We start from the raw sequence: 25,338 nt of genomic DNA on the forward strand, positions 1-25,338 counted from the left end.
CACGGCGTCGCCCTGGTTCTCCCCGCCCGCCGTCGTCGGGGGCGTCACTTGTGTAACAGACGCAGCGAGCCCACCCCCGACGCCGGCGTCCCGGCGCCACTGTCCCACCCGTAGCCACCCGTGACCCGGAAGGTCATCCATGCCTGTTCACCGCGCGCGCCGAGGAATCCTGGCGCGCCTCACATCCGTCGTCGCCACCCTGGCCCTGGCACTCGGCCTGGGTGCCGGTCTGGGCGCCGGTGCGAGCACCGCGGCCGCCACCGGTTCGGCGCCGGCCGCGGCCACCGCGCACACCGTGACGTACGACGGCTACTCGTTCAAGATCGACGGGAAGCGCACCTACCTGTGGTCGGGAGAGTTCCACTACTTCCGGCTGCCGAGCCAGGACCTGTGGCTCGACGTCCTGCAGAAGATGAAGGCGGCCGGGTTCAACGCCGTGTCGCTCTACTTCGACTGGGGCTACCACTCGCCGGCCCCCGGCGTCTACGACTTCACGGGCGTGCGGGACGTGGACCGGCTGCTGGACATGGCCGACCAGCTGGGGATCTACGTGATCGCCCGCCCGGGTCCGTACATCAACGCCGAGGTGGACGGCGGCGGTTTCCCGGGCTGGCTGTCCAGCAGACCGGGCACCGGACGGAGCGGCGATCAGGCGTACCTGGCCTACAGCGACGAATGGCAGACGCAGATCGACCGCATCCTGGCCCGTCACCAGCTCACCGACGGCCGGGGCTCGGTGATCGAGTACCAGGTCGAGAACGAGTTCTACGACAACAGCACGGCCGCCCGGACGTACATGAAACACCTTGAGGACAAGGCCACCGCGGACGGCATCACCGTGCCGCTGATCGGCAACAACAACGGCACCTTCAACTCGGGCAACGGCGCGCTGGACGTCGACGGGGTCGACTCCTACCCCCAGGGCTTCAACTGCAGCAACCCGACGCAGTGGAAGGGCGTGCCGGACATCAGCTACGACCACCCGGCCGGCAAGCCACTGATGACCGTGGAGTTCCAGGGCGGCGCGTTCGACCCGTGGGGCGGTCCGGGCTACGACAAGTGCGCGCAGCTCATCAACGACCAGTTCGCCGATGTGTTCTACAAGCAGAACATTGCGGTCGGCGCCACGTCGCAGAGCTTCTACATGACCTACGGCGGCACCAACTGGGGCTGGTTGGGCATGCCGCAGAACTACACGTCGTACGACTACGGCGCCGCGATCCGCGAGAACCGGCAGCTGGACCCGAAGTACGACGAGGACAAGCTGATCGGCTACTTCACCCAGGCGGTCGCGCCCCTGACCGCGACCGACGCGCTGCCCCCGGTCCCGACCGACAACACGAAGATCGTCGACACCGCGCGCACCAACTCGGGCACAGGTACGCAGTTCCACGTGTTGCGGCACGCCGATGCGACGGCGACGACCACCGACGCGGCGCACCTGACCGTCGATCTGAGCACCCACCCGGGCTACACCTACGACGACCCGGACGCGGCCGTCGCGTACAGCGGCACCTGGTCGCACGTCGGCGCGGAGCAGAGCTGGACGGCGGGGGACTACCAGCACACCGAGTCGTACTCCAGCAGCGCCGGCGACAGCGCCTCGCTCTCCTTCACCGGTACCGGCGTGAAGTGGATCAGCAGTCTCGACAGCAACCACGGCACCGCGGACGTGTTCCTCGACGGCACGAAGGTGAAGACGGTCGACCTGTACGGGGCGGGCAAGCAGAGCCAGTACACGGCCTACCAGGTGAGAGGTCTGGCATCCGGTTCGCACACGCTGCGGATCGCCGTGACGGGCGCGAAGAACGCGTCCTCCTCGGGGACGTTCGTCCCGGTGGACGCGATCGACGTCGCCACCGCGCCGGTCTACACGGTCCCGCAGCAGGCCGGCACCGCGCTGACGCTGGCCGGCCGCGCGAGCAAGATCCTGGTGGCGGGGTACGACCTCGGCGGGAACGACCTGCGGTACTCCACGTCGGAGATCATGACGAACGCGACGATCGCCGGCCGTGACGTGGCGGTGCTCTACGGCGACCACGGCTCCGACGGCGAGACCGTGCTGCACTACGCGTCCCGGCCCACCGTGACGGCCACCGGCGGCACGGTGACGACGACCTGGGACGCGGCCACCGGTGACCTGCGGCTGAACTACGCGCACACGGGCCTGACCCAGGTGCAGATCGGCGGCGGCACCCACCCGCTCCTGTTGCTGCTCGCCGACACGGCGACGGCGAAGACGTTCTGGCGCCAGGACACCGCCTCCGGTCCGGTCCTGGTCCGCGGCACGCACCTGCTGCGCGGCGCGGTCGCACAGGGTGGGACCATCGCGCTGACCGGCGACAACGGCAGCGACGGCACCCTCGAGGTGTTCAGCTCCGCGAACGCGGTGACGTGGAACGGCAGCGCCGTGACCGCACAGGTGTCGGCGACGGGCAGCCTGACCGGCACGATCCCCACCGCCGCACAGATCACCCTGCCGGCCCTGACCGGGTGGAAGCACCAGGAGGAATCCCCCGAGGCGCAGCCGGGCTTCGACGACTCCACCTGGCGGGTGGCCGACGAGACCGCCACGAACAGCACCACCGACCCCGTCACGCTGCCGGTGCTCTTCGCCGACGACTACGGCTTCCACACCGGAAGCACGTGGTACCGGGGCCGGTTCAGCAGCACCGGCAACACCACCGGCATCACCCTGTCGACACAGAGCGGCGGAGGCGCCGGGGCGTCCTCGGTCTGGCTCAACGGCGTCTCCCTCGGCAGCTCGACCGCCGACGGCAGCAAGACGTACACCTTCCCCGCAGGTGCGCTGAAGACCGGCGCGGACAACATCGGCTCCGTCCTCACGGTGAACATGGGCCATGAGGAGGACTACAAGGCGACCAACGGCTACAAGGCGGCCCGCGGCCTGACCGGGGCCCGGCTGACCGGTGATCCGCTCGGCACCGTCACCTGGCGCCTGCAGGGCGTGCGGGGCGGCGAGACGCCGGTGGACACGGTCCGCGGTCCGCTGGCGACCGGAGGTCTGTACGGGGAACGGGCCGGCTGGATGCTGCCCGGCTACCCGACGGACAGCTGGGCGCCGGTCACCCTGCCGGCCACCGACACCACTCCCGGTGTCTCCTGGTACACCACCGATGCCGCCCTCAACCTGCCCGGCGGCCAGGACACCCCACTGGGCCTGACCATCACCGACGACCCGTCCCGCAAGTACCGTGCGGAGATCTATGTCAATGGCTGGGACCTGGGCAACTACGTCAACTACAAGGGACCCCAGCACAGTTTCCCGATCCCGAACGGGGTGCTGGACCCGCACGGCCACAACACCGTCTCCCTCGCGGTGTGGAACCTCGACGGGAGCACGGGCGGGCTGGGCACGGTGGCGCTGACGAACTACGGCAGTTACGCCTCGTCGCTGACCGTCGCGCAGAACGACAGCCCGCGCTACGACGCGGCGCGCTACGCGATGCCCGCCGCGCCCGGCGCGGTGGTCGCGCTGCACACCCCCGGTTCCGTGGGCATGGGCCAGCAGTTCACGGCGACGGCGACCGTGTCGGTGCCGGCCGGCCAGTCCGACGCGAGTGGCGTCACCCCGGCGTTGGCGGTGCCCCAGGGCTGGACGGCCGGTGGCCCGACACCGTCGTCGGTGGCCACGATCGCCGCGGGCGGCTCGGCCACGTTCAGCTGGACGGTCACCCCGCCGGCGAACGCCGCGAACGTCAGTGCGCTCACGGCGACCGTGCAGCTGACCCGGGCGGGCGGCACGGCGACGGTGTCCGACGAGCGGATCATCGCCTCGCTCCCCGCGCCGCCCCCGGCGGGTACCGACCAGGTCAGCGATCTGCCGTTCATGTCGGCCGCGAACGGGTGGGGGCCGGTGGAGCGTGACCACAGCGTGGGCGGCAACGCGGCCGGCGACGGCGGCCCCCTCACCCTGGCCGGCACCGTCTACGCCAAGGGTCTGGGCACCAACGCGGCGAGCGACGTGCAGGTCTATCTGGCGGGGCGGTGCAGCAGGTTCACCGCGACCGTCGGGGTCGACCACGGCGATCCGGGATCGGTCACCTTCTCGGTGGTCCTCGACGGCAAGACGCTCACCACCACCGCGGTGCTGAAGGGGACCTCCACGCCGGTCGGCATCAACGTGCCCGTATCCGGCGGCCAGGTGCTGGACCTGGTGGTCGGTGACGGCGGGGACGGCAACGGCAACGACCACGGGGACTGGGTCAATCCCGTCCTGACCTGCGCCTCCTCCTGACACCTGGGGCCCGTGCCCGCACCGTGACCACGGCTCGGGCACGGGCCCCGTCCAAATCCGGTCCGACGTCCGCTGTGCCCCGGGCACCGGCGACCGCGGCGGACGGTCCGACGGGCCCGCTGCGACGGCGTCCAGTACCCGGATCGGATGTTAGATTGGAGATGCGATTCACATAGGAGGACAGCTTGTGCAGACGTCCCGCCAGCGTGGATCATGACACCGTCAACCCCGTCACTGCCCGCTTTCCTGGGAGGGTCCTGCCATGGCCGTGCGCGACTCAGCCGGATCCGGACGCGAAGGCGAGGAGCCGACCCTGGTGAAGTCGGCGGAGCGGACCGTCCGGATCGTCGAGGCCCTCGCGGCCTCGCCCACCCGGCTCACCCTGACCGAGCTCCAGGAGGTGCTGGGCTACCCCCGCTCCAGCCTGCACGCCCTCGTGCGGACACTCCGCGAGCTCAAGTGGGTCGAGTCCGACGAGGCCGGGCTCGCCTTCGGTGTGGGGCCGCACGCGCTGCTCTCGGGCACCGCCTACCTGGACCGGGACCCGGCGCTGCGGGTGGCCGTCCGCACGCTCGAGGACCTCCGCGACGAGCTCGGCTTCACCAGTCACTACGCCCGCCGCGACGACGGTCACGTGCTCTACCTCGCCACGCGCGAGTCCCGACAGCCGGTGGTCGCCATCCAGCGGGTTGGCCGCCGCCTCCCCGTCCACATCACCGCCCTGGGCCAGGCGCTCCTGGCCGACCTGACCCCGGCCGAGGTGTCGACCCTCCTCCCGCCCACGCTGGAGGCCCACACCCCGAGGAGCCTGACCGACCACGCCGCCCTGGCGGCCGAACTCGACCAGGTGCGCAGCAGGGGCTGGGCCTTCGAGAGCCAGCAGGGCACCGAAGGCGTCGCGTGCGTCGCGGCCGTGGTCGGATACCGGATCCCGGCGACCGACGCCATCAGCTGCGCCATGCCCGCCGACCTGGCAACTCCCGAGCGGGTGCGGCAGGTCGGCCAGACCGTCGTCGCCCACGCCGCGCGCCTTGCCGTGGCCCTGCGGCGGGAAGGGATCCGCTGACCTTCTCCGGCACCCGGCCGGAGCGCGGCCCGGGCCGGACTGCACGACAGCCCGGTGCCGGAGTCCGGCCCGGCTGCTTCGCCCCGACCGCTTCGCCCCGACCGCAGCGGCCTGACCGTCGAGTCGGCCGTCGGCCGTAGCTGAGCCCGCCCGGCTCCGCCGCACAGGCTGCGGGCCTGCCCGCCGCACCCGCGGGCCGCGCGCCCGCCCGGAGGGTTCCGGACTCGGGAACCCGAGCGGTTGTGCCCGGTACCGACCGCCCGTCGATCGTCCCGCCGGCAGCTGCGGGGCCGTGCCGGCAGTCCGCCGCCAGGCGGCGCCGGCCGACACGCCCCAGCGGGCCCCCGGCCACCGGGGCGGTCCTGTTCCCGATCGCGCGACGCCCCGGACTTCGTCGGCTCACCCTCCGCCGGGCACGTCCTCTCCCGCGGCTCTCCCGCGGGCGCGCCGGCGATCCAGTGAGCTCCTCCGGCCCCGCGTCCGGGGGCGGCCGTCGTCGCAGGTGGCACGACTGCCGCGGTGGTCGGCGCGGTGCCGGCCACCGCCGCGGCCTCGGTCGCGTCACGGTCCGGAAACCCCCCAGCCACACCCTTGACTCGCTCGTGAGCACCGAACTAATCTCCCGGCAGTTTCATTCTCAGACGGCAACCACATATGTGGATAGGAGCTCTGTTGATGATGAAGAGACAGAAGGCGGCAGTCGTACTCGCCGCGACTGGCCTCACCCTCGGCCTCGCCGGCTGTGGCGCCGGCGGCGCCAAGCCCACGGTCGCCCAGGACGCGAACGCCCCGCTCGAGTTGTGGATCCGGCAGGCGCCGGGTTCGCCGTCCGCGGCCACCGCCCAGCGGCTCGCCGACGCGTTCACCGCCCGCACCGGGATCAAGATGAAGGTCGTCGCACTCTTCGACGACTTCGAGACGAAGCTGCAACAGCGGGCGGCGCAGCGCGAGTTGCCGGACCTCGTGATCAACGACACCGCGCAGCTCGGCACTCTGGTGGACCAGGGTGTGGTGCGAGAGGTCGCCCAGAAGGACGTCAAGGGCGCCGGGACCATCAACTCGCGTGCGTGGCAGGCCGCCCAGGGCATCGACGGCAAGTACTACGGGGTCCCGTTCTCCGCGCAGTCCTTCGCCCTGCTCATCCGCAAGGACTGGCGGACCAAGGTCGGCGCCGAGCAACCGCGCACCTGGGACGACCTGGTGGCACTGGCCCAGAAGTTCACCGACGACGACCCGGACGGCGACGGCAAGGCCGACACCTACGGCTTCAACATCCCGGGCACCACGACCCGCGGCTACCTCTCGTGGTTCTACAACTCCTTCGCCCTCGCCAACGGCGTCTCGTACCTGCAGGACACCGGTCACCGGACCTACGAGCAGGGCGTGAGCGGACCGGTGTCCGTCGCGACCGCCGCCTGGTTCCAGGACCTCTTCTGCAAGACGAAGGTCGTCCAGCCGGGCGCGGCCACCAGCGACACCACCACCGCGCACCAGAGCTTCGAGAGCGGCAAGGCCGGCATCTACCTGACCGGCCCCTACACGCTCTCGCGGTTCGACAAGAGCCTCGGGCGCGACAAGTACGAGGTCGTGGCTCTCCCGGCCGGTCCGGCCGGCTCCGGCGGCGTGCTCGCCGAGGGGGAGAACACCTACCTGATGGCCGGCTCCCGCAACCAGGCCGGCCAGCGGGCGTTCGCCGAGTTCGCGGCGTCCCCCGAAGGCCAGACGATCGGCATGGCCCCCGGAGCGGACGGTGCGATCGTCCGGCTCCCCGTCAACACCGCGGTCAACGGCGGCGAGGTCCGCAAGGACCCGCGCTGGGACGTCTTCCAGAACGCGTACGACAAGAACAGCTCGTACGTGCCGACGGTCAAGGCGTGGACCCCGTTCCGGCAGACGAGCGCCGACGTCCTGAACGCCATGGTGTCGGACTGCTCGCTCACCCCGCAGGACGCGATGAAGCGGCTCGGCGGGCAGCTCACCGACGAGCTCCGCAAGCAGGGGATCGCCCCCTGATGGCGCGGCGGATCGGCGTCACCTCCCGCCTCGTCCCGTGGCTGTTCCTCCTCCCGGCGCTCACCCTGTTCACGGTGTTCAAGTTCGTCCCGATGGCCCGCGCCCTGACGATGAGCACCCAGGAGGTCCGCCCCTACCTCGGCGACCAATGGGTCGGCGGCGCCAACTACGCGGGGATGGCCGGAAATCCGGCCTTCCTGGACGCGTTCTGGCACACGGCGCTGCTGGCGGTCGGATCCACGGCGGGCAGCGTCGTTATCGGATTCGTCCTGGCACTGCTGCTGGAAGGGCAGGCCCGGCACCTCTGGTTCGTCCGGTCGGCGGTCTTCCTCCCCGTGGTGGCCACCATGGCGGCCGTCGCCGAGGTGTGGCGGCTTCTCTACTACCCCGCCGCCACCGGGCCGATCAACTCGGTCCTCGGTGCCCTGGGCCTCGGCCCCTCCGAGTTCCTCAACTCGCCCCACAGCTCCCTGGTCTCGATCCTCGTGATGGAGATCTGGAAGGGCGCACCCTACGACATGATGATCATCCTGGCGGGCCTGGCCTCCATCGACCGGGCACTCTACGAGGCGGCCTCCATCGACGGCGCCGGCACCTGGCGCCGCCTGCGTCACGTGGTCGTGCCCCATCTCAAGCCGGTGTTCCTCATCGTCGTCACTCTCGCCGCGGTCCGCAGCATGCGGGTCTTCACCGAGGTCTTCCTGCTGACCAACGGCGGACCGGACGGCTCCAGTGAGGTCCTGATGACACTCATCTACAAGGTCGGCCTGGAGCGGAGCGACCTCGGCCTCGCCGCCGCCGGCTCGGTCGCCCTCTTCGCCGTGACCCTCGCGCTCACCCTGCTCGTGCGTCTCACCCGAGGAAAGGCGGCCACCCCGTGAACCCACCTGCCAAGCGCCGACACCCCGCCGGTGGCCTGGACTCGGCCCTCGGGTGGGAGGTCCGGCGAGGACCGTTGGCGGTCACCGGTCGGACAGTGCTGTACGCACTCCTGGTGCTCGTGTTCGCCGGCCCGCTGTACGTGGTGGCCGTCGGAGCGTTCAGCCGGGTCCCCGACCCCAGCCGGATCAGCCTGCTGCCGAACCACCTGACCCTCGACAACTTCACCGCCGCCTGGCACCGGGGCGTCTTCCACTACCTCCTCAACTCCTTCGTCGTCGTCGGGGCGGGGCTGCTGCTCCAGGTGACCGTCTCCGTCCTGGCCTCCTACGCGCTGGCCCGCAAGCGCTTCCGCGGCATGCACCTGGTGATGCTGGCTTTCCTGGCCACGATGATGCTGCCGGAGGAAGTCCTGGCCATCCCGCTCTCGCTGGTGCTCTCCGACGTCCCGGTCGTCCACCTGAACCTCACCGGGTCGCTGCTCGGGATGATCGTCCCGGTCGGTGCCTGGGGCTTCTCCATCCTCGTGATGACCGAGTTCATGAAGGAGATCCCGCTCGAACTCGAGGAAGCCGCCCGGCTCGACGGCGCGGGGGAGTTCCAGGTCTTCTGGCGCATCATCCTGCCGCTGTGCCGACCGGCGCTCGGCGTCATCGGGATCTTCGGCTTCACCATGATCTGGGACCAGTACATGCTGCCGCTCCTGGTCGCCACCGACAGCAGCCAGTTCACCCTCCCACTGGCCCTGAAGACCCTGCGGTCCGACGACCAGGTCGGCATCGGGGTTCTCCTCGCCGGATCCCTGCTCGCCCTCCTTCCCTCGGTCATCGCCTTCCTCAGCATGCAGCGCTCCTTCCTGCGCGGCCTGACCGCCGGCGCCGTCAAGGGCTAGGCCGAACGCCGCCGGCGGGGTCAGCACTGTGCTTCAGGCGGTCACTCCGGGCCCGTCGCATCAGCAGTGTGCCGCCGTCGATGACCACGGCCAGGACCAGCACCATGCTGCCGCTGCTGCGGCCGCGCTGCCCGCCCGGGGCCGGCTCAGTCGGCGCTCTCCGTCGCCGGAGTCGTGCCCAGCGGCAGCAGGTACTGGAGCGGCTGGTCGATGTCGTCCAGGCCGAAGAGCTCGTGGGTCAGGTCGTCGAGGAAGCCGGCCATCGTGACGGTGCGCAGGCCCAGCGCGGCCGCGCCGAGCAGCAGTGTCTGGGCCAGGTGGCCGGCCTCCAGCAGGCCCAGGCGCAGGGCCCGCAGGCCGTAGCGACGCCGCAGCAGGCCGAGGTCGACGTACAGACCCAGCACGGCGGGGGCCCGGTCGATGTTCACCAGGTCCGGGTCGTCGGCCGGGCGCGCGAAGTAGGAGGAGAGCGCGGTGAGTTCGGTAAGGGACGGCGCCGGGCCGACCGGCCGCAGCGAGCGGTGCTCCGGCAGGCAGTCGTAGGTGCCGGGTACCAGGCCGTCGACCGACAGGGCGATCAGCCGCAGGCGGGCGGTGTAGAGCGCGCCGGCGCTCGGGTAGGGGCGGTGCACGAGTGCGCGGGTGCGGCCGTCGGGCAGTGCCTGCGTGGTGCGGTGGCTCTCGGCGTGGCAGGACCAGAGCAGGGTGCCGAGGGTGCCGGCGGACAGCGGACCGAGCAGCGGGCCACGGGCCGAGACCCGGCTGGTGAAGGCCTGGTGGAGCGGGACCGCGGGCAGCGGGCCGGCGGGCAGTGCGAGGTCGCCGGGCAGCGGGCCCTCGGCGCGCATCTCGTCCGCCGTCAGCGGGCGCAGCGCGCTGTCCTGGGTGCGCCCGGCCTGGAACTTGCTCCGCTCCAGGTACTGGCGGTCCGGGGCGCGGTGGCCGGTGGGGAAGAAGGACGGGGGTTCGCCCGCGTCCAACAGCGTGCGGGCGGCCAGCCGGCAGACGGCCCGCTCCTCGTCGGGGGAGATGCCCAGGCGGTTGAAGAGCATGTGCAGTTGCGAGGCCCAGACCCATGGTTCGCGGACCGTGCTGTCGCGCACCCGGTCGGCCCAGTCCAGCAGCCAGGGCGCGGCGCTACCACTCGCGAGCCCGGCCCGCAGCGCCTCCGCCCGCCGCATCAGGGCCTCGTGCTGGACGGCGAAGGCCGAGTTGACGTGGGCGTGCACGACGGCGCCCGGCAGCAGCGGGACCTCGGTGACCCAGCGCCAGCCCGCCGCGTGCCGGCGCAGCCACTGCGCGCCCGCCAGCCGGTCCAGGCCCAGGGCCAGCGCGGTGGTCTGGGCCAGGTCCAGGCCGATCGCCAAACGCTCGGCACCGGTGGGTGGTTGCTGCAGCGCCAGCACCGCGATCCGGGAGGAGACGGTGAAGACCTGCTCCGCCTCGGGCAGGGCCGCGGCGCCGCCGTAACGCTCGGTCTCGGGCCGGTACGGGACCGGGCGGACCTCTCCGTGCATCGACGGCCAGGGCCCTTCGACGGCGGGCACCGCCTTGCCGAGCCGGGCCAGGGTGGCGGGCAGTTCGGCGGCGGCCTCCGGTGCCAGGCCGCGCACCCGGACCCGCAGGTGCGGACCGTGCTCGCCGTAGCGGATGAAGAACCAGTCGTCGGCCCGGCGCTCGGAGACCAACCGGTCGAGCAGCGGGGCCAGTTCGCCGGTGAGGAAGCGGTCGACCTCCTCGGTGCCGCTGTGCAGGAAGAGGTGGAAGCTGTGCCACTCGGCCATGGGAGTCCTCGGTCCGTCGAGCTCACGGGAAGGGGTGCGGGTGGAGCGTCAACTCTTCGTATTTCAAGGGGCGTTCGGTGCGGCCCAGGCGGTACGGCACGTCCAGCAGTCGGGGCAGGCCGCGGGTGCGGTGGTTGACGTGGCCGAAGGTCATCGGCAGGGTGCCGGGGACGACGACCTTCGCGCCGTGCAGTCCGAGCCGCTCGCGGACGCCCGCCTCCTCCTGGCGCACCGCGATCACCTCCAGGTCGAGGTCGGCCAGCCGCTCGACGGTCCGGACCAGGAGGGCGGTCAAGTCCCGCACCGGCTCGGGTGCGTGCGGCCACGCCTCGCGCCAGGACAGCGTCGGCGTCTCGGCGAACAGGAACGCCAACCGGGGCTGGGCCTCGGGCAGCGTGTTCAGGCCGACGTGGTCGTCCAGGTTGCGAACCAGCTCGGGCCGGTCCAGCATCGGGCGCAACCGCTCCGCCGCGTACGGGCGTTCGTCGGCCTGCGCACGCCGGGCGGAGGCCTGCACGGTGGTGACCACCTCGACCACCGCCGAGCGGATCGCCCGGAGCGGGTCGTGGTGGGCGCCGGCGGCGAGGAAGGTGCGCGGCGCGTCCGGCGCGGACCCCTGGTACTGGCAGACGGCGACCACCGCCGGGATGCCGAGGTCGTTGGTGGCGTCGAGCACCAGCAGGCGGTAGCCGAGCAGCGCCGTGCGGTCGGCGAGCGCGAGCACCTCGGGGTCCTCGGTGGGCAGCGCGATCCGGCGCAGCGGTGTCGCGGTGTACCAGGCCATCAGGAACGCGTCCCGTTCGGCCACCTCGAACAGGCCGTACAGCACTGCTTCTTCCGGGCTGTTGCCCAGCCCGCAGCCGTTCGAGCACTCGTAGACGACCCGTGGCCGGTGGTGGTCCGCCGGCTCCCAGTAGGCGACGTGCTCGGGCACCGCCACGGCCCGGCCGGCGGTCAGCGACCAGCCGTGCACCCAGTCCAGTTCCAGCTCCGGGGTGTACGGCACGGACCGGCCGGCCGGATGGCCGAGGTGGGCGGGGTCGGGCAGGCCGAGCCGCTCGGGGTCCACGGCACGGTCGGCGCCCAACTGCGCGAAGGAGGCGCGCAGCACCGTCCGGCGGCCGGCGGGCCGCATCCCGGTCAGCCGCTCCACGACCTCGAACAGCGCCACCCGTTCGCTGTTCTCGAAGTCCGCCGCCCGCCCGTAGCCGCCGACGTCCACCGCGCTGCCGTCGGTGAGGTAGGCGCTGGTCAGGCTGTACGTCGAGTCCTCGGCGCGGAGCACCCGCCGCACCGGACCGAACCGCTCGTCCAGCAGCGCGGCCCGCAGGTCCACGGCGCCGGTCCGGGAGTTGGCGCCGCGCAGCACGGACGGATCCGGCAACGCGACCGGCGCCAGGGACAGTTCGGCGGCCTGCGCCGAGTCGGGCGGGAGCGGCGCGCAGACCGGGCAGCCGCCGACCGGGCGGATCCGGTGGGTGGACCAGGTGGCGCGGGCCTGGTGGACCAGGTGGACCGTGGCGGTCGGTTCGGCGGTGGGGGCGGCGAGCAGGTCGGCGGCCAGGGTCGCGACGGCCTCGTCCAGGGCCGGCAGCACCAGGCCGGCGAGGCGCAGTCCCGGGCTCTGCCACGGCACGCGGCCGCTGGTGGTGGCCAGCCGCTGGTACTCGGTGCAGCACAGGCAGGCCGCTGCCCCCGGCCGCAGCACCGGGCCGACCACGGTCACCGCACCGTCACAGCGGACCGGCACCTGGGTCACGGGGTGGCCGAGTGCGTGCCTGCTGAGCTGCTCGGCCAGGCCCAGGGTCCAGTCGGGGAGGAGGACGAGGGCGGCGCCGGTGGTGGCGGCGAGGGCGGCGTCGGCGGTGAGGACGGGGAGGGTGCCGCCGGCGGCGAGGGTGGTGGTGTCGGTCATGGGGCGGACCTGTCCGTGGTCGTGGTGAGGACGGTGTAGCCGCAGGTGCGGAGGGCGCCGGCGATGCCTCGCGGGTCGGGGCGCGGGAGATCCGCGGGTGCGGCGCGCAGGCCGGTGAGCTCGTGCAGGGCGGTGAGCAGGGCGGGCTCGCGGTCGGCGACGGCGGCCAGCCAGCCGGTCGTCCAGCCCTCGTCCTCCCAACTCGTCAGCTCCAGGCCGGCGACCGCGAGCGCGGCACCGGCGCCGCTGGGCAGGGCGAGGTGACGGTGGGTCAGGTCCGCGCTGACGGTCCGTGCCACGGCGCCGAGGGCGGCGAAGGCGGCGGCGTCACCGGCCGTCGCCTCGACCGCGCCGGTGGATGGCAGGCCGGGCAGCCGGACGGTGGCGGCGTGCACCCCGGGGGCGAGTCGGGCGACCACGAGTTCGGCCCGCTGGTGGAGTCGCGCGGTGAGCGTGTGCCACCAGTACCGGGCCTGCGGGTGGTCGGTCCAGCTGCGGTCGGGCAGCGGCTCGCCCGCGGTGGTGGTCGCGGTGGCGCGCCGCAGGGCGCGGCCCCAGGCGTGCTGCTCGGTCGCGCCGACCGCGAGGCCGGGCGACTGCGGCCCGCCCAGGTGCAGCTCGGCCGCTCGGCAGAGCGCGTCCAGCCGGGCCAGGTCGGTGCGGGCGGCGGCCGCGAGGAGGGTGCCCCCGGGGGCGGGGCAGCTGACCCGGGCGACGAGCAGCTGGGACAGGGTGCCGGGTGGCAGGGGTTCCGGCAGCACGCCGAGCCGCTCGTCGGTGAGGGCGGTCAGCCGGTGCATGGCCTGCGCGAGGGTGTCCGGCGGGGCGAGCGGGGGCGCGGCGGGGCCGGGGGCGGGCCGGCGCGGGCCGAGCCAGCTGCGGTAACTGGCGCGCAGCGGTGCGGCGGTGGCGACCAGCACGGCCGGCACGCCCGGCAGGACGTGGTCGTCCTCGCCCTCGGCGGCCGGGTCGGGCAGCCCGGCGACGGCGCAGAGCAGGCGGTGCGCGGCGGCGCCCGCGAGGAGGGCGGTCTGCGCGGCCGGGGCCTGCGTCGCGGTGGCGGCGGTCGGCGGGCCGAGCCGGACGGTCAGCGTTCGCGCGTCCTGGGCGACCTGTGCGGGGGTGCCGGGAGCGGTGACGAAGCCGCCGTCGCCGGTCAGTGCCGCGCCGACCGCCGTGGCGCCGCCGGGCCCGGCGGTCAGCAGGAGGAACCCGCCGGGGGACCGGACCGTGGTCGGCGTGGCGCCGGCCCGGCTGAGGGCACGGGCTGCGGCGCGGGCGAACGGCCCGGCCGGGTCCGCGTCGAGGATGCGGGGGTGGGCCGCCGCGACGGCGGCCGCCGCTGCTCCGGGGCGGGCCGCCGCTGCGTGCAGCCAGTCCGGTGTGGACCCGGCACGGTCGACCAGCAGATCGTGCGCCCGCAGGTGCCCGAGGAGGGTGTTCAGGGCGGCGCGCAGTGGAGTGCCGGCCGGCGCGCGGGTGACGAGGGCGGCGTGGTCGCCGGTCTCGAGCGCCGCCGCGAGCAGCTGCCAGAGTGCGGGCAGCGCGCGACTGCCCTCCAGGGTCACGCCGGACCGCCACCCGCGCAGGTGCAGGCCGCCCTGCAGCGGGGTGACCGCCACCCCCGGCCGCAGCCGCACCCGCGCGAGCCCGTCGAGTGCGTCGGGCTCGGTGGGCGCGCCGGGCAGGGTGGCGGCCGGGGTGGTGACGGGAGCGGTCATGGTGCCTCCTCCGCCGCGGTGACGGTCTCGTGGGATCGGTCGTGCCACGGGTGCCCGGTCACGGCGTGCGCTCCACCGTGGCGATCACCTCGTGCAGGTGGTCGCGCCAGTGGTGGCCCGTGAGGTCCGGGACGGCGCGGGTGACCAGGTAGGCCGCCAGGTAGCGCTCCACCGGGCGGACGTCGCAGATGGTGAAGAGGCGGTACAGCCCGTTGGTGCAGGCACGGTGGACCAGGTAGTCGGGGTGGGAGAACATCGCGCCGTGCGGGTCGGCGCGCTGCAGGAGCTGGTGGAACTCGCTGTACCGGGTGCGGAGGTCGGGGCTCCAGCGGGCCAGTTGGGCCGGGTCGCCGGTGGCGGCGGCCCGGGCACGGTAGGCCGCCGGGCGCACGGTCAGATCGGCCCCGGTGTCGAATCGACGCTTCGTCAGGCGCCAGGCCTGTGCCGACCAGTCGGCCCACGCCTTCTCCCGGTCCAGCAGCTCGCCGGCGGCGACCCGTCCGACCAGCGCGGTCACCGCCGGGCGCGAGGCCTGCCAGTGCCGCTCGAAGCTCCGGCGCAGCCGCCCGTCCGGGTCGTCGTGCAGCAGGTGCTCCTCCAGGTGCGAGACGTACGAGTAGTGCCCGCTCACCAGGGAGGCGGGGTGCGCGGCGGCGTGCGCGGTGAGCGCCGCCACCAGCAGTTGCAGCCGGGCGGCGGCGCTGTCCCGCTGCTCGCCGAGGAAGTCGGCGGCCGCGCGCAGGGCGGGCAGGCCGAGCCGCAGCAGGTCCTCGCGCAGGGCGGTGCCGTCGGGGCCGAGCAGCTCACGGGTGGCCGACCGGTCCACGCGCTCGATCCGGACGGTGTTGTCGGGGTGCACCGGCGTGTACGGCGGCGGGACCAGCTCGATCCGGCCGGCCGCCGCGGCCTCGGCGAGCAGCTCGGCCTCGCCGAGCCCGCTGCGGGACGGGTGCTCGCGCAGCCACGCGCGGACGGCGGCGGCCGCCTGGTCCGCGGCGGCGATCACCTGACGGTCCGTCGAGGTGTCCGGCGCTGCCGAGGGCTCCGGCCCGTCGATCCGCAGCCGCAGGTGCGGACCGTGCAGCCAGTGCCGTTCCACGTGGACGCGCAGACCCTGCCCGGTGTGGCGCTCGGCGAGCGGCAGCAGCACCTCGCGCAGCAGCGGGCCCTTGACCGGCTCGCGGTAGTAGGTGACGACGTCACGCGCGGCCGCGTCGGACAAGGCTGCCTCCTGCTCGGTCTGCTCGGTCTGCTCGGTCCGGTCGCTCGGCGTCATGCGGTCGGCCCGTCCGGTGCGTCCGGCCCGCTCCGCTCCGCCTCCCGGCTGCGGCCCGCCCGGAACACCTCCGCCACCAGCTCGACGGCCCCGCTCTCCTCGGGCCGCCCGCCGGGGGCCGGCAGGGCCTCCTCCAGTACCACCCCCGCCGGGTGGCGGGCCAGCCAGCGGGACAGGCAGCGCAGGTGGAGGGCGCTGCCGAGGTCGAGGAACTGCGGCTTGGGCTGCTGGAGCTGGGCCACCAGCTGGTCCGCGGTCCAGCGCTGCGCCGCCACCGGTGCCGGGCGCAGGAAGAGCTGCTCGGGCAGGCCGAGCAGCGACCGCCAGCGGGCCACGGTCGCCGCCGGGACCTCGTGGTCGGCGGCGAGCTCGGCCCGGAGCGCGCCGGCCACCTCGGCGGGCAGCTGCCAGCGGCGCCGCTCCAGCACCAGGTGACGGTAGGTCAGCCTGGGCGTGCGGGCCACCTGGCCGCCGGGTGCCGGGAGTGTGCGGTGCGGCAGCAGCGGGCGGAGGTCGACCACACCGTGCGGGTGGTCGCTGAGCAGCGCGGTGAGCCGACGCGGCAGCATGACGGGGGAGAGGAAGCCCAGGTAGAGCACGTCGAGCAGCTCGCCGGTGGCCCGCAGCCGGAACCTGACCTGGTCGCCCGCCCGGTCGTGGACCAGGTCCAGTTCGGACTCGCCGATCGAGGCCCACCGCCGGTCGGGCCCGATCTCGTCGGGGACCAGCAGCGGGTGCACGTTGGCGTTGAACCCGCCCACCGGACGCACCTGGGCGGCCCGCGCCGAGCGCCCGAGGCCGCGGCGGACCTGACGGGCGACCTCGACGGTGGCGGCGGGATCCAGCGAGCCCAGGAAGCGGCTGGTGAACCGGCCCCAGCCGCCGTACACGTGGTTGACGCAGAGCAGCCCCTCGTCCGCGTCGCGCTGGACGAAGTATGCGTAGCTGAGCGGCCGTTCGAGGACCCACGCGGGCAGGCGCGGACCGAGGTCGCGGACCGGGGCGGTGGGCAGCACGACGTCCCCGGCCTCCGGACCGTTCGCGGCCCGCACCTGCGCCCGCACGGCCGCGCGCAGCTCGGCCAGCTCCGCCAGCCCGCTCGGGAGCGCCGGTCCGGGCGCGAGGTTCGCCATCTGCCAGGCCTGCTCCCAGGCATGGGCCACCTCCGGGCCGAACTCCCAGATGTGCGGGCAGCTCCCGCCCGGCCCGTAGCGGGCCACGAACCGGTCGCGGACCAGTCGGCGCACCACCTGGCCGAGGTCGAACAGTTCGGCGAGCGGGGTCAGTTCACGCAGTGCTTCGGTGTCGGCGGGCGACAGCAGAGCGTCCGGCGGGATCGGTGCCGGCAGCACCACGTCCTCGGCGAGCACGGTGAGCGGTGCGCCCTGCTCCGGCACCGGGCGGCCGGCGCCGGCCAGCAGCTCGGCCCACCGGGTCGTCAGGTCGGCGAGGACCGCCGGACGCCGGGCGGCGGGCGAATCCGCGAACGTGCCTGTGCGCACGGCGAGTTCGCTGATCTGCTCGACCAGTGGGGCGTCCTCCGGCCAGGCCCGCAGCCACTGCGCCAGCTGCTCCAGCGGTGCCTCGCCCTGCGGGTCCAGCGGCTCGCAGGGGACCAGCAGGTCGGCTTCGGCCAGTCGGGCCAGGAACGCGGCGGCGGCCGCGGCACCGGCCTCGCCGTGGCCCAGTGCGGAGCCCAGTCGCCGGGTCAACTCGTCCAGACTGCTGGGCAGTCGACACTGCTCGGTGACGAAGGCGAGGGGGCCGCCGGCCGCCAGCGCCACCTCCTCCTCGCTGGTGGTCAGGTAGCGGCCGCCGGCGAACACCGGTCGAGTGCGGGCGTAGCCGGCGCGGCCGTCCGCGATCCGCGCGCTGCTGGCCATCCGGTGGGGGACGGCGGCGCGGCGGCGCGGGGAGGCGAGCAGGGCCTGGATGAGTGCGGCGACCAGCGTGCGATTGGCCTCGACCACCGAGGCCGGTGTCTGCGCGGCGAGGTCGACGGCCGGGCGGCCGGCTCCCGGACCGGGGACCAGCGGACCCCAACCGACGGCGGTGAACCAGGAGAAGGGGCTTGTCTTGGTACTGGCCCGCAGCGCGTAGCGCAGCACACCGGGCTCCTCCTTGCGGGCCCGGCGGTCGGTGGCACCGGTCCCCGCGCGCTGCACGGCGCGCAGCAGGTCGGTGCTGGTCAGAGCGATGGCACGGGCCAGCGCGGGTTCCCGGCAGAGCGCCGAGAGTGCTTCGCGGTCGGCCGCCAGCGCGGTCGGCGCGGCCTGCTCCGCGGCGGCGAGCACCTCGGCGTGCCGTCGGCGGAGCGTCAGCCAGCCGGCCAACTCGGGTACCCGCTCGGGCAGGTCGGCCAGGCGGTCGAGCAGTGCGGGGCGCGGTGGGCGGCCGTGGTGCAGCGAGCGGCGCAGCGGCAGCACCACCTCGCGGTGGAAGTCCTGCGAGTGCCCGCTTCGGCTCGCGTACAGCGCGTCGCCGAGCTGCGGACTCGATTCCGCCAACTCGGTGGTCAGCGCGGTCAGTCGGGCCAGTTCCGTGCGGAACGCGGCGGCCCCGGGGCGTTCGGCGGGGTGGCGCAGCACGGTGGCCCGCACCAGGGCGTAGCGGGCACTGCTCACGGAGTAGCCGTCGCTCCGGCCGTCGGACACGCCACGCTCCTCTCCCGGTCCCGCCCGCTTCGCGTACCCCGGGGCGCACGGCGGGCACCGTGCGCCCCGGGGCGGGCTGTCAACTCGCTGTCGGCTCAGCCGGATGACGCCGGGTGGGCGTCAGGAGTCCGTGGGAGTGGTCGGCTGAGTACAGGACGAGGAACCCTGGCAGGAGCTGGAGCCCCAGGAGGCCCCGCCGTCGGGCAGCGCCGCGGTGTCGCGGAGCGAGGTGACGGTGAGGTCGCTCAGGTCGAGGTCCTGGAGCTCGAAGCTCGGGTCCTCGGGGGTGCCGTCGGTGCGCGTGGAGTCGGACATGGTGGTCTCCTCTTCGTCGGGAACGCTGGAGGGATGCATCCCGGGTGGAGCCGATCAGGCGCCGATCTGGCACCGACTGTAGGGGCCGCCGGCCGGACCGGCACCGGCGGTGCGGTGCGGGTGCGGTACTGCACGACGGCCCACCCGACACTGCATCAGGTCGGGTGGGCCGTGCCGCCGTGCGCAGGAATCAGGCCTGGTCGACGGGGCCGGCAGCACTCCCGCAGGCGCTCCCGCAGGTGAGCGGGTGCGTCACCGCGCCTGGGCGAGCGCCAGCAGCGCCGCGCCGACGGCGCCGGCCTCGCTGCCGAAGCGGGCCGGCAGGACGGGGACGGGTGGGCGGTCGGCGGGGGAGTACAGGTGGCGGGTGAACGCGGCGCGTGCGGGCTCCAGCAGCAGGTCGCCGGCCGAGACCGGGCCGCCGCCGACGATCAGCACGTCGGGGTCGAAGAGGTTGGCGAGGGCGGCCAGGCCGGTGCCGGTGAGGGTTCCGATCCGGTCCAGGATCGCCAGGGCCTGCTCGTCGTCGCCGAGGGCGGCTTCGGTGACCGCCTCTCCCGCCGCCCGGGTGCCCCGGTGGATCAGGTGGGCGAGCAGCGTCGTCGGGCGGGCCGCCGCGGCCTGCTGCCCGAGTCGTGCGATGGCGGCGCCGGACGCCGAGACGCCCCAGCAGCCGCGCTTGCCGCACTCGCACGGCGGGCCCTGGGGATCGACGATCAGGTGGCTGGCTTCGGCGGCGAAGCCGTGCGCGCCGCGCAGCAGGCGCCCTGCGACGACCACGCCGCAGCCCAGGCCGGTGCCCAGGGTGACCAGGACCGCGTGGTCGTGGGCCCGCCCGGCGCCGAGGCGGTACTCGGCCCAGGCGGCGGCGTTGGCGTCGTTGTCGGTCACCACGGGAAGTCCTAGGGCCTCCGCGAGCAGCGCCCGTAGCGGGGCCCGCCCGAACTCCAGGCCGGGGGCGAACGCCAGGGCCCCGGTGCGGGCGTCGACCATCCCCGGGAGCCCGACCCCGACGCCGGCGGTCCGCTCGCCGCGCACCTGCGCGACCAGGCCGCTGATGGTGGTGACCAACTCGTCGGCCGTGCGGCGTGGCGTGGCGCGGCGGGCCCGGGCCGCCACCGTGCCGTCGGCCGTCACCCGCACCGCCGCGATCTTGGTGGCGCCGACGTCGATGCCGACCGCATCGGCCGGGGGCGGGGAGGTCATGGCAGCTCCGGCAGGGTCACGACGGCTTCGCCCGGCCCGGCCACGGTCCGCACCTCGAAGCCGGCCGGACCGCGCACCGCGGACAGGTCGCACGGCCGGTCGGCCGTCAGCAGGTCACGCCCCACCCGGACCCGGACCGGCAGCCCCGCACCGGTCTGCTCGTTCAGCCCCTTCACGTAGCACGCCCCGAGCCGGCCGTGGGCCACCTGGACGACGGCGCAGCCGCCCCCGACCAGGTCGACCGTGACGGCGTGCCCGTCGTACTCCGTGCGGGCCGTCAGGGGTCCGGCCGAGCGGTTGAAGAGGAAGACGAGCACCTCCGCGGGATCCGCGGCGGCCCGGCGCAGTTCGAGACACGGCCCCGGTCCGGCCCGCACGGGGACGTCGCCGGTGTCGGCCAGCCACTCCTCGACGGCCGCTCCGACGGACCGCCCGCCGAGCGCCACCGTGCGCACCCGGCCCGCCCCGGACCGTGCCACCGCATCGGCCAGTTCGGTGCAGGACGTCAGGTTCTCGTCCAGGGCGGGCAATTCTCCCAGTACCAGCAGCGCCCCGCCGCGCTCGGCGAACCGGGCGAGCCGCTGCTGCAGGGCCCGCTCCATGAAGCGGCCCGACACGGTGACCAGGGGCCCGGCGGCGGGATCGAGCGCGGCCCGGCCGGCGAGCTCCTCCAAGCGGAACGGCATGTTCCGACGCAGGCAGTGCGTGACGAACGGGACCAGGGTCTGCGCGGCGGACGGGACCGGCCACTCCTCGACCCCGGCCCGGTCCCACGCGCCGACGGCCGCGTACGGCGGGTGGACGCCCCACCGCACGCCGGGCTCCGGTCGGGACCGGGCCAGCGCGTCCTGCCGTCCCGTCAGGAAGTGGGTCAGCACCCGCAGGGCGGCGAAGGACGGGCCGGGGGCCGCGTCCAGCAGGATCGGGGCGTCCTTCCCGTACGGCGGAGCGAACGGGGCCGGGTCACCGCCCGACTCCGCCAACCAGGCCCGATCCACCGTCAGGTGCTCGCCCCAGCCGGCCGTGGCGCAGGCCGGGTAGACGCTGATGCCGGTGGCCCCGCAGGCCACCCCGAGCAGGGCGTGGCGGATCGGCACCACCGGGAAGGCGCAGCGCGCGTCCGCCCAGCGCAGCCCCCAGTTCTCCTCGATGTTGGGGCCGCGCGCGCCCTTGGCCGCCAGGACGTAGGCGACCAGCGTCGCCTCGTCCAGCAGCACGTCACCGGTCCAGTTGGTGTAGGCGCGCGGCAGCGTGCCGGCCGCGCCGACCCGGTTCCGGGCCAGCCAGGCGTCGTACCGTCCGGCTGCCCGGTCCGGGACGCGGTCGGCCGAGGCCGGCGGGGAGTAGGTGGTGAAGACGGGGAGCTCCGGGCCGAGCGCCTCGGCCAGCGTGGCCGTCCCGGTGGCGAGCAGCTCGGCCGACCACTGCCCCCACCTGGTCAGGGAGTGCAGCGCCTCGGCCGACCACGGGCCGGCGGCCCCGGTCGGCGCGGCCACGCCGGGGGCGAACCTGGCGAATCCGTCGGTGCCCGGCGGCGAGTAGTCGAGCGCGTCGATCGGCAGCGCGGTCTCCCCGTAGAGTCCCTCGTTGCCGATCTGCACGGCGACCACCGGCCCCCGCGGATGCACGAAGGGCTGCAGGAAGCGCCCGACGGCGCGGAGCCAGTCCGTCGCGTCCGCGAGGAACCGCGGGTCCAGCGCCGAGGGCAGCACGAACTGCTGGCAGCGCAGCGGTTGCCCGTCGGCCGACCGTGCGGCGTGCCGATCCGGGTCGAGGGTGGGGCTGACCCGGTCGGGCAGGCCGCCGAAGGGCAGCTCGGCATGGACGAACGGGCCCGGCTTCAGGACCGCGAGCAGCCCGGTCGCCGCGGTCAGCGCCAGGAAGCCGGCCAGGTCGCGGGTGCCGTCGCCGGCGAAGCACCACCGCGGACCGTCGCCCGTGACGACCTCGTGGTGCCGCCAGGGGACGTAGCAGGTCACCACCTCGATGCCGGCGTCGCGCACGGCAGCCAGCTTGGCCGCCCACCGCCCGGGCCGGTCCCGGTAGTACGGGTACTCGCCCGTGACGAGGAACTGGGGGCGCCCGTCCAGCCACAGCGTGCCGTCCACGAAGCGGGGCCGGGCGCCGTCCCGTCGGCCGGGCGTCACGGCACCAGGCCTTCGTCCGCCGCCAGCAGGACCTTCATCGCGCCGTACGCTCCCGACCCCGACGGTCCGGGACCGCCGGGTGGGACCGCCAGCAGCGCGAAGGCCTCGGCGTGCCGCTCCAGCGGCAGGACGTGGGTCACCAGGTCGTCGAGCGGCAGGTCCTGCGCGAGGTCCACCGCCAGGTCGAAGTCGGTCGGCCGGTACGGTCCGGCCCCCACCAGGCGGATCCCCCGGGTCACCAGGGGCCGCAGCGGAACGGTGGCGACGGCGGCCTCCTTCTCGCCCATCACCACGACCGTGCCCCCGGCCGCCACGGTGCCCAGCACATCGCCCGGCAGCGACCCGGTGGTGTCGATCACCACGTCGGGGCTGCCGGCCCCGGGCGTGTCCGCCGCCTCCTCCGGCGCCAGCACCCGCACCGTGCCCGGCAGCAGCCGGCGCGCGAGGGCCGCCCGCCCGGGATCCCGCTCGGCCAGCGCCACCCTGGCGCCGCGCCGGGCCAGCACCAGCGCGCACAGCGAGCCGATCGGACCGGCGCCGATCACGAGCACCCGGTCGTCCGGGCGCAGCCGAGCCGCCGTCAGGTTGTTCAGCACGCAGGCGAGCGGTTCCACCAGGGCTCCGCGCCGGTAGGACACGCCGGCGGGCAGCTGCCGGACGGAGCGCTCGGGCACGACCGCGAAGTCGGCCATCGTGCCGTCCCGGTCGACGCCGACCTCCCGGCCCGCCTTCGCCCCGCAGTGTGCCGCCAGCCCCCGGCGACAGGGACGGCACAGCTCGCAGGAGTAGGTCGGATTGATCACCACCCGGTCGCCCGGCGCCACCGAGCCGACGCCGGCCCCGACCGCCGCGACCGCGCCGACCGCCTCGTGTCCCAGCACCACGCCCCGCCGGGCGGGGAACTCGCCCAGCAGGATCGCCCGGTCGGTGCCGCAGACGCCGGTGGCCGCCACCTCGACCACGACCTCGCCGGCGCCGTACGGAGGAACCCCATGGGTGTGCAGGCCCGCCCGGCCGACATCCTCGAACACGACGGCCCTCATGGGCGCCTCCCGGATCTCTGACCACGTAGTGTCATGAAATGCCCGATATGAACCTGTGTCAGCCGCCCGACGGCGCCGGTGGCCCGTCGTCGGACGCGCGGCTGCGGATCCTGCTGCTCGGTGCCTCCGGGTTCGTGGGCGGCGGCCTGTGGGAGTACCTGACGGACCGTCACGACATGGTCGGCACCTACGCCACCCGTCCGGTCCCGGGGCTGGTCCAGCTGGACCTGCGGGACGAGCACCGGCTGCGGACACTCGCGGCCGACGGCTTCGACCTGGTCGTCCACGCGGCCGGGCTGGTCCCGCTGGAGGCGGCCGAAGCCGACCCCGAACTGGCCCACCGCCTCAACGTCCGGCCGGTCGAGGTCCTGCTGGACGCCGTGCGCGGCTCGGCCGCCAAGGTGCTCTTCCTGTCCAGCGACAACGTCTTCGACGGCACGAGTGCCCAGTACACCGAGGACTGCCTCCGAGCCCCGGTCAACGTCTACGGCCGGACCAAGGCCGCCGCCGAGGACCTGCTGCTCGCCGCCGGCGGACACCTGGTCGTGCGGATCCCGCTGGTGTTCGGACGCGGCCCCTGGGCGAACACCTTCCTGGCGCGGTTCGCCGGGGAGACGACCACCGCCCGCACGGACCTGGTCTGTGCTCCCGTCTACCTGCCCAGCCTCGGCCCGGCGCTGGCCGAACTCTGGCAGCACACGGGCGTCGTGCACTACGGCGGACGCCAGGTGGTGAACCGGTTCGAGCTGATGTCCGGGGTCGGGCGGGCCCTGGGCCTGCCCAGCAGGGTGGTGGCCGCCCACGGCGAGCAGCCCGGTGCCCGCTGTCGCCGCCCGCCGCGGCTGGTGCTGCGCAGCACCAGGCACCGCCTGCTCGGACCCGGTCTGGATGCGGCGCTCGCCCACCTCGCCCGGGTCACTCATCGGGGAGGTGGTCGGTCACCAGCGCCAGGTGGCCCCCGGCGTCCACCGGGCCCGTCCGACTGAGCCGGGTGGCCAGGTCGTTGATCAGCAGGGTGCCCAGCAGGTAGTGGCCGAGCGCGAGTTCCGCGGGCGTGGAGTCGTTCCCCCGCAGGTCTGGTTTGGGCTTGCGGTCCGAGAGCCGGCACGGCGCCTCCGCCAGGACGTGCAGGTCGTGGGTGAGCAGCAGCCGCTCGCGCCAGCCCGGATCGCCGCGGAACAACTCCGACAGGCCCTCGTCCGCCTCCAGGTGGGGCAGGAACGCGTGGACCGCGGCGCGGTAGCCCGGGAACACCGGCCGGCGGAAGGCGACCTGGTACCCGTGCCGCCCGGACCGGCGCACCGCGAAGCCGGTCCGGAGCGCCGGGTCCCAGACGCTGAGGCTGAACAGCGTCTTCGCCAAGTCGTAGACCGGGTCCCACGGTTCGGTGGAGCCGCGCGGATCGATCAGCCGGAAGTCGCCCGCGGTCGCACCGGGACGGGTGGACAGCAGCACGTTGCGGGTGTTGAAGTCGCCGTGGGCGGGGGCCATCAGCCGGGCGGGGGCCAGTCGGTCCAGCCGCCCCGCCACCTGCTCCAGGACCAGCTGCGGCGCCCGGCACGGCACGCCGTTGACGGTGAGGTGCTCGGCGGCCATCAGCTCGGCGGGCAGGGCCCGGTGCAGCACGGGCAGCCGGCGCAGGAACCGGCCCACGACGACCTGCGCGACGTGGCCGGCCGGGGTGGGGTGCGACTGCGCGGCGTACCCGTCCAGCACCAGGGTCCGGACCACCTCGGTGTACCGGCGGAAGAAGGCCCGCGTCCCGTGCGGCGACTCCCGCAGCGGAGCCGCCAGGTCCGTCGACGCGTAGAAGGGGGTGGTGCAGGCCGCCCACCCGTCACCGTCCACGACGTGCCGGACCGGCAGGTAGTGGTCCGCCAGTCCGGGTGCCAGGATGTGCAGTTGGTCGAGCTGGTCGACCTTGCGCCGGAACGCGGCCAGATCGTGGCCGTCCACCGCGCCCGGGGCGGGGACCAGGACCTTGACGGCCAGCTCCGCCCCGGTCGCGGCCGTGGCCCGGTACACCCGGGCCGGGGAGCCGCCGTCCAGGATCTCGCCCCCGACCGCGAGGCCGAGGGCGTCGGCGACGGCCGCCAGCGCCGCCTCGTCGGTCCAGCCACCGGACGGGCGGCCGGCCGTGACTGTCAGGTGCTGGCGATCCGTCACCAC

At 74.4% G+C, this 25,338-nt stretch carries 16 protein-coding genes; 6 read left to right on the forward strand and 10 right to left on the reverse strand.

Annotation, left to right across the window (positions count from 1 at the left end; translation table 11 throughout):
• Window positions 1-139: 139 nt before the first annotated feature.
• The 5 genes from ACFW1A_RS08335 to ACFW1A_RS08355 all read left to right on the forward strand — a co-directional run bounded on the left by ACFW1A_RS08335 (window position 140) and on the right by ACFW1A_RS08355 (window position 9,108).
• The gene (locus ACFW1A_RS08335) at window positions 140-4,258 is read left to right on the forward strand and encodes a beta-galactosidase (protein WP_380406249.1); all 4,119 of its coding nucleotides are present in this window, start codon (window positions 140-142) and stop codon (window positions 4,256-4,258) included.
• Between the two features lie 262 nt (window positions 4,259-4,520).
• Entirely contained in the window at window positions 4,521-5,324 is an 804-nt protein-coding gene (locus ACFW1A_RS08340) for an IclR family transcriptional regulator (protein WP_380406252.1), read from the forward strand.
• 675 nt (window positions 5,325-5,999) lie between these two features.
• Entirely contained in the window at window positions 6,000-7,337 is a 1,338-nt protein-coding gene (locus ACFW1A_RS08345) for an extracellular solute-binding protein (RefSeq protein WP_380406255.1), read from the forward strand.
• Window positions 7,337-8,218 carry a carbohydrate ABC transporter permease gene (locus ACFW1A_RS08350; protein ID WP_380406258.1) on the forward strand — a complete coding sequence of 294 codons (882 nt, stop codon included), beginning with the start codon at window positions 7,337-7,339 and terminating at the stop codon, window positions 8,216-8,218. Before ACFW1A_RS08345 ends, ACFW1A_RS08350 begins: the two co-directional genes overlap by 1 nt.
• Window positions 8,215-9,108, forward strand: coding sequence for a carbohydrate ABC transporter permease (locus ACFW1A_RS08355; protein ID WP_380406261.1), 894 nt, complete (start codon window positions 8,215-8,217; stop codon window positions 9,106-9,108). The genes ACFW1A_RS08350 and ACFW1A_RS08355 overlap by 4 nt, the downstream gene beginning before the upstream one ends.
• A gap of 146 nt (window positions 9,109-9,254) precedes the next feature.
• Here ACFW1A_RS08355 and ACFW1A_RS08360 read toward each other — a convergent pair whose 3' ends face one another.
• The 9 genes from ACFW1A_RS08360 to ACFW1A_RS08400 form a co-directional block, all read right to left on the reverse strand.
• Window positions 9,255-10,892 (reverse strand): thiopeptide-type bacteriocin biosynthesis protein, encoded by a 1,638-nt coding sequence (locus ACFW1A_RS08360; RefSeq protein WP_380406264.1) that lies wholly within the window; start codon window positions 10,890-10,892, stop codon window positions 9,255-9,257.
• Between the two features lie 22 nt (window positions 10,893-10,914).
• Window positions 10,915-12,807 carry a TOMM precursor leader peptide-binding protein gene (locus ACFW1A_RS08365; protein ID WP_380406267.1) on the reverse strand — a complete coding sequence of 631 codons (1,893 nt, stop codon included), beginning with the start codon at window positions 12,805-12,807 and terminating at the stop codon, window positions 10,915-10,917.
• On the reverse strand, window positions 12,804-14,528 hold the full coding sequence (locus ACFW1A_RS08370) for a hypothetical protein (protein ID WP_380406270.1): 1,725 nt from the start codon (window positions 14,526-14,528) through the stop codon (window positions 12,804-12,806). The genes ACFW1A_RS08365 and ACFW1A_RS08370 overlap by 4 nt, the downstream gene beginning before the upstream one ends.
• A 58-nt stretch (window positions 14,529-14,586) precedes the next feature.
• Entirely contained in the window at window positions 14,587-15,804 is a 1,218-nt protein-coding gene (locus tag ACFW1A_RS08375) for a lantibiotic dehydratase C-terminal domain-containing protein (protein ID WP_380406273.1), read from the reverse strand.
• The gene (locus tag ACFW1A_RS08380) at window positions 15,801-18,458 is read right to left on the reverse strand and encodes a lantibiotic dehydratase (protein WP_380406276.1); all 2,658 of its coding nucleotides are present in this window, start codon (window positions 18,456-18,458) and stop codon (window positions 15,801-15,803) included. The genes ACFW1A_RS08375 and ACFW1A_RS08380 overlap by 4 nt, the downstream gene beginning before the upstream one ends.
• A 120-nt stretch (window positions 18,459-18,578) precedes the next feature.
• Entirely contained in the window at window positions 18,579-18,773 is a 195-nt protein-coding gene (locus ACFW1A_RS08385; RefSeq protein WP_380406279.1) for a thiazolylpeptide-type bacteriocin, read from the reverse strand.
• A 252-nt stretch (window positions 18,774-19,025) separates the two neighbouring features.
• The gene (locus ACFW1A_RS08390) at window positions 19,026-19,979 is read right to left on the reverse strand and encodes an ROK family protein (RefSeq protein WP_380406282.1); all 954 of its coding nucleotides are present in this window, start codon (window positions 19,977-19,979) and stop codon (window positions 19,026-19,028) included.
• A complete protein-coding gene (locus ACFW1A_RS08395; RefSeq protein WP_380406284.1) occupies window positions 19,976-22,126 on the reverse strand; it encodes a beta-galactosidase in 2,151 nt (716 codons plus the stop codon). The genes ACFW1A_RS08390 and ACFW1A_RS08395 overlap by 4 nt, the downstream gene beginning before the upstream one ends.
• Window positions 22,123-23,169, reverse strand: a complete 1,047-nt coding sequence (locus ACFW1A_RS08400) for a zinc-binding dehydrogenase (RefSeq protein ID WP_380406287.1) — start codon at window positions 23,167-23,169, stop codon at window positions 22,123-22,125. The genes ACFW1A_RS08395 and ACFW1A_RS08400 overlap by 4 nt, the downstream gene beginning before the upstream one ends.
• A 47-nt stretch (window positions 23,170-23,216) precedes the next feature.
• Between ACFW1A_RS08400 and ACFW1A_RS08405 the strand changes: the two genes are divergently transcribed.
• Entirely contained in the window at window positions 23,217-24,155 is a 939-nt protein-coding gene (locus ACFW1A_RS08405) for an SDR family oxidoreductase (protein WP_380406290.1), read from the forward strand.
• Here the strand turns inward: ACFW1A_RS08405 and ACFW1A_RS08410 are convergent.
• Window positions 24,085-25,335: a hypothetical protein gene (locus ACFW1A_RS08410; protein WP_380406292.1), complete on the reverse strand. Its 1,251-nt coding sequence runs from the start codon at window positions 25,333-25,335 to the stop codon at window positions 24,085-24,087. The two genes, ACFW1A_RS08405 and ACFW1A_RS08410, sit on opposite strands and share 71 nt — an antisense overlap.
• Window positions 25,336-25,338 lie beyond the last annotated feature (3 nt).

The sequence above is a fragment of the Kitasatospora sp. NPDC058965 genome (assembly GCF_042741245.1).
Taxonomy (GTDB): Bacteria; Actinomycetota; Actinomycetes; order Streptomycetales; family Streptomycetaceae; genus Kitasatospora.

Coding starts and splice junctions, on each gene's coding strand:
- ACFW1A_RS08335 (WP_380406249.1), top strand. CDS start 140: ATGCCTGTTCACCGCGCGCGCCGAGGAATCCTGGCGCGCCTCACATCC.
- ACFW1A_RS08340 (WP_380406252.1), top strand. CDS start 4,521: ATGGCCGTGCGCGACTCAGCCGGATCCGGACGCGAAGGCGAGGAGCCG.
- ACFW1A_RS08345 (WP_380406255.1), top strand. CDS start 6,000: ATGATGAAGAGACAGAAGGCGGCAGTCGTACTCGCCGCGACTGGCCTC.
- ACFW1A_RS08350 (WP_380406258.1), top strand. CDS start 7,337: ATGGCGCGGCGGATCGGCGTCACCTCCCGCCTCGTCCCGTGGCTGTTC.
- ACFW1A_RS08360 (WP_380406264.1), bottom strand. CDS start 10,892: ATGGCCGAGTGGCACAGCTTCCACCTCTTCCTGCACAGCGGCACCGAG.
- ACFW1A_RS08365 (WP_380406267.1), bottom strand. CDS start 12,807: ATGACCGACACCACCACCCTCGCCGCCGGCGGCACCCTCCCCGTCCTC.
- ACFW1A_RS08370 (WP_380406270.1), bottom strand. CDS start 14,528: ATGACCGCTCCCGTCACCACCCCGGCCGCCACCCTGCCCGGCGCGCCC.
- ACFW1A_RS08375 (WP_380406273.1), bottom strand. CDS start 15,804: ATGACGCCGAGCGACCGGACCGAGCAGACCGAGCAGACCGAGCAGGAG.
- ACFW1A_RS08385 (WP_380406279.1), bottom strand. CDS start 18,773: ATGTCCGACTCCACGCGCACCGACGGCACCCCCGAGGACCCGAGCTTC.
- ACFW1A_RS08390 (WP_380406282.1), bottom strand. CDS start 19,979: ATGACCTCCCCGCCCCCGGCCGATGCGGTCGGCATCGACGTCGGCGCC.
- ACFW1A_RS08400 (WP_380406287.1), bottom strand. CDS start 23,169: ATGAGGGCCGTCGTGTTCGAGGATGTCGGCCGGGCGGGCCTGCACACC.
- ACFW1A_RS08405 (WP_380406290.1), top strand. CDS start 23,217: ATGAACCTGTGTCAGCCGCCCGACGGCGCCGGTGGCCCGTCGTCGGAC.